Below are 4454 nucleotides of genomic sequence, written 5' to 3'. Positions count from 1 at the left end.
AGGCAGTTCGAATGCACCCGCCTGATCACCGGAACCCAGGTCATTCACACGCTCAAACGCCTCATCCACGATAAGGGATTGCTTTTTGGGCAAAATTCTCATCAATAATGCCTTAGCAGTTCTTCCAGTGAACAGATCTGCTAATCGCCTGACTTTCTATTCCATAAGGTAGTAACTCACTTCAATTATGATTTTTATAAGCTTCGCATTCCCAACGGTTAAAGAATTTTATTGACAAGGTGAAACATTAACCAATGAGTATTAGATAACATTGGTAATAAGTGCATGAATTTGGCTGAGCTAAAAAAAGACATCACAACTGTTTCAAGCATTCGCGCGGTGCCAGTCATCCTCAATATTGTCTGCCGCTTGACCGGAATGCGTTTTGCGGCCGTAGCACGCGTCACGGAAAGTCAGTGGATCGCCTGCAGTGTGCATGACGAAATTGCCTTTGGTCTGACTCCAGGGGATGAACTCAAGGTCGAAAGCACGCTCTGCCACGAAATTCGACAGACCGGGCGTCCCGTTGTCATTAACAATGTTTCCGAAGACCCAGTCTATTTCAATCACCACACGCCGCGAATTTATAGTCTGAAAAGTTATATCTCGATGCCAATCTGGCGGCCGGATGGAACTTTTTTTGGCACACTCTGCGCTATTGACCCAGAAGTACACAAACTTGATACGCCTGACATCATCGAAATGTTTGAAATGTTCGCCGAGGTTATCGGAACCTTACTGAGTGCGGCCGACTGTGAAACAGCAACGGCAATACAACTCAGCGACGAAAGGGCGACATCTGCCCTCCGTGAGCAATTTATTGCAATACTGGGGCACGACCTCCGTAATCCGCTGACAGCCATTGATAGTGGGATGCGGGTGTTACTTAGAACTCCCCTCAATGAGCGCGCGACCACAGTCATCCAGATGGTTCAGACCAGCATCCGTCGGATGAACGCCCTTATCGGTAGCGTCATGGATTTTGCCCGCAGTCGTCTCGGGGACGGCATAATCCTTAACCGGACAACAAATGCGGCACTCAGCCCCATGCTGGAACAGGTCATTACGGAATTACAGACAAGCGAGCCGGAACGGGTTATCAATACGTCTTTGACCCTGCCACAACAGGTAGATTGTGATCCCCATAGAATTGGCGAACTCGTATCCAATCTTGTTGGAAACGCGCTGACCTACGGCCTTCCAGACAAGCCCATAACAGTAACAGCATCAACGAATGCCGATGAACTGGAAATTGCAGTCTCGAATTCTGGCCCCCCTATTCCAGCGGAGATCATGCCCCAGCTCTTTGAGCCGTTTACGCGTGGCAGCATGCAGGGATTAGGCTTGGGACTTTACATTTGCCAGAAAATCGCGAAAGCCCATGACGGCATCATCGAAGCAATTTCAACTCCTTCGGAAACACGTTTCACATTCAGAATGCCGCTCAAATAGGCGGTTTTCGTTCAAATTTTCCCCATTTGACCTGATTTGAGTAAACCCGCAGGATTAGCCCCTCCGGCTTTTGCCAGGACTTTCTTTTACGTAACGCCGGAGCTCATCCCCGGTAAATGTATGCTCAACCTCAATAATTTGGGAGGCCGGCCCAGCATACATAACTCTCCCTCCCCCTGCCCCCGCGTCTGGTCCGAGATCAATGATCCAGTCTGATGCAAGCATTGCATCCAGATTATGCTCGACCATCAGAACTGTTACGCCACGATCCACAAGCCCGCTGATCACAGCCAGTAGACGTGTCACGTCCATACCGTGCAGTCCCGTTGTCGGTTCGTCGAGAATCAGTACATCCACATCCTCATCAAGCAGCGTTGCAAGCTTCACGCGCTGCCTTTCCCCACCAGAAAGTGTGGATGTTGAACGTCCGATTGTCAGATATCCGAGCCCAACGTGCCGCAGACGATCAAGCGCTTTGGCAGAGTCCTTATCGTAGCCTGCGAGGAAAACGGCAGCCTGATCCACAGACATCGTCAGAATATCGGCAATACTCTGATACTCGAAGCGATAGCCAAGAGCCGTTTCGTTAAAGCCGGTGCCATTGCACGCTTCGCATGTCATTTCCGTGCTATCAAGAAAGGCGAGTTCCGTCACAATGACGCCCCTACCCTTGCAAACAGGACAGGCTCCCTTTGACGCATTGGTAAACCAACTGCGAGACACCCCGTTGGACCGCGCAAACAAGTCACGAATACGTTCCATGACCCCGGTATATGTCGCAACAGTAGATGTCGTACTACCGCGCAGGGGGCTTTGATCAATGACCAGGGCTGACGGCATTACCGTCAGAATTTCTTTGATGAGAGAGCTTTTCCCGGACCCGGCAACCCCCGTCAGGGCGGTGAGTACGTTTCGGGGAATATCGACGTCAATACCCTGAAGGTTATTACGACGAGCATTACGGACCTTGACAGGATCGCCGTGAGGTATGCGTGAAGACGTAAAGTCACGCTTTGCGCGAAGATATTCTCCGGTGGGCGTGCAAGCAGTTCTCAATTCTGCAAGAGGCCCAGAGAAGAGGATTTTTCCCCCGGCCGCACCGGGACCGGGCCCCATATCAACCACGAAATCAGCAATGTCGATAAGATCAGGATCGTGCTCCACCAGCAGGACCGTATTACCCTTGTCGCGCAGGCATTTCAGAATATCGCCAAGATGTCGCACATCACGCGGATGCAGGCCGGTTGAAGGTTCATCCAGAATATACGTGAACCGTGTGAGGGAACTTCCAAGATGGCGCACCATCTTGATACGCTGAGCCTCACCGCCCGAAAGAGTTGTCGTTCCACGCCCTAGCTGGAGATAGCCCAACCCAAGATCAACGAGTGTGCGAAGCTGGTTCGTCAGATTTTCGACAGCGGGTGCGACCTCAGGCATACACCAGCCTTCTACCAAGACCCGCAGATCGTTAATCGACATACGACAGAGATCATCGATATTCTGCCCATCAATCCGGCAACTGAGAGCCAGCGGATTAAGGCGCGCGCCCTTGCAGTCAGGGCAAACTGTCTGGTGGATGATACGCTCAAGATCGCCTGCAAAACGCTTCTTATGGGTATCGCTCGCGTTGCCAAGATACATGCGGCGAAAGCGATGAATGACACCCTCATATTTGGCCGTGGCGTACCAGTCTGGCGGAGGGTTTTTTAATGGTGTCGGCTCGGCGTAGAGCAACGTGTCGAGATCTTCTTTCGAATAATCGCGCAGTTTGCGGTCAGCATCAAACAGACCAGTCCGCTTGTACCATTTCCAGTACCACGTACCTGGAGCATAACCACTGAATGTAAAAGCCCCTTCGTTGATGGATCTATCCAGATCGATCAGTTCATTTTCATCAACATCGACAGCTACGCCCAGCCCTTTGCAACGCGGGCACATTCCAGCAGGATCATTGAACGAGAAGATGTTGGAGTAACCAACGAATGGCTTTCCCATTCGTGACATGATGAGGCGCAAAAGTGGGGCTGCGTCTGTCGCCGTACCCACAGTTGAACGATTATTGGTCCCGATAGCCTTCTGATCAATGATGATCGCCGTAGACAGACCAGAAATATGATCGACCTGTGGGGTACCTCCATGCGGAAGCCGATTACGCACATAGGCCGGATAAGTAAAATTAAGCTGTCTCTGGGATTCCGCGGCCAGCACCCCGAAGACGAGAGAGGATTTCCCTGAGCCTGATACTCCCGTAAATGTCGTAATCTTTCCCACAGGAATGGCGACCGAGACACCACGAAGGTTGTTCTGCGACGCATTCAAGACTTCGATTAAATCCAACCGATGTCTCCTCTTCGGATTTCATTTCATAATCGAGCACGAAATTCATTAGATATTCCGGTCAATGCAAATATGCATTCCAGTGTAATAGAACGCAGTACATTTCGTAAGGTTTCAAAGGCACGGAGAAAAAGAGCCGGTATTATAATCCCGGCTTGCCAGAAGCCGTTTTGCCTCGTGCAGACTGTCCCACAAACCAGTGGCTTCGCTGTAATCAGTGACCCGACCTGTTGCCATGAAGAACCTGGAGGGATCGAAGAACCATTGATTTCTGGTTCCTACTCTTGATTTTCGCTCTGCGTTTTGAGCAGAGAGGGTTTCATGCTCTGGATTGCTACGCGCTCGCGTTCATCCGCTCCCAGAAGGGGAATCGGCGCATGTTGTAGACGATATTGGCCAACCCGATCCTCATGATAGCTCGAGCGATGCCTACGGTTTGGACGAACAGCCCCGTCTGCGATTTCTGATCCGCAAAGACATGCTCGACACGCGAGCGGATCACCGACTTCCCAGAGTTGGACCGCTGGATATGCCGGGCCATAGGCTTGAGATGCGTCTTTTTCCTATGAACCTTCGAGACAAAGCCCTGCTTTTCCATGAAGTCCTCAATTGGCTTTCGAGCGTTAGGCTCAGGACTCATAGCCAGAAGATGACGGTTGCGGCGA

2 protein-coding genes and 1 pseudogene are annotated in these 4454 nt (G+C 51.1%); 1 reads left to right on the top strand and 2 read right to left on the bottom strand.

All coding sequences use genetic code 11. From position 1 onward, the window contains the following. Positions 1 to 339 precede the first annotated feature (339 nt). On the top strand, positions 340 to 1452 hold the full coding sequence (locus B7444_RS15615) for a GAF domain-containing sensor histidine kinase (protein WP_231503066.1): 1113 nt from the start codon (positions 340 to 342) through the stop codon (positions 1450 to 1452). A gap of 54 nt (positions 1453 to 1506) precedes the next feature. Here the strand turns inward: B7444_RS15615 and B7444_RS15610 are convergent, their stop codons facing one another. After that, positions 1507 to 3789, bottom strand: a complete 2283-nt coding sequence (locus tag B7444_RS15610; protein WP_035730806.1) for an ATP-binding cassette domain-containing protein — start codon at positions 3787 to 3789, stop codon at positions 1507 to 1509. A 334-nt stretch (positions 3790 to 4123) separates the two neighbouring features. Next, a pseudogene (locus B7444_RS15605) lies at positions 4124 to 4454 on the bottom strand (hypothetical protein); the annotation flags it as partial.

It is taken from the genome of Gluconobacter thailandicus F149-1 = NBRC 100600 (assembly GCF_000964465.1).
In the GTDB taxonomy this organism is placed as follows: domain Bacteria; phylum Pseudomonadota; class Alphaproteobacteria; order Acetobacterales; family Acetobacteraceae; genus Gluconobacter; species Gluconobacter thailandicus.
The sequence above is the reverse complement of the archived record's forward strand: the minus strand, read 5'-3'. Positions and strand labels throughout refer to the sequence as shown.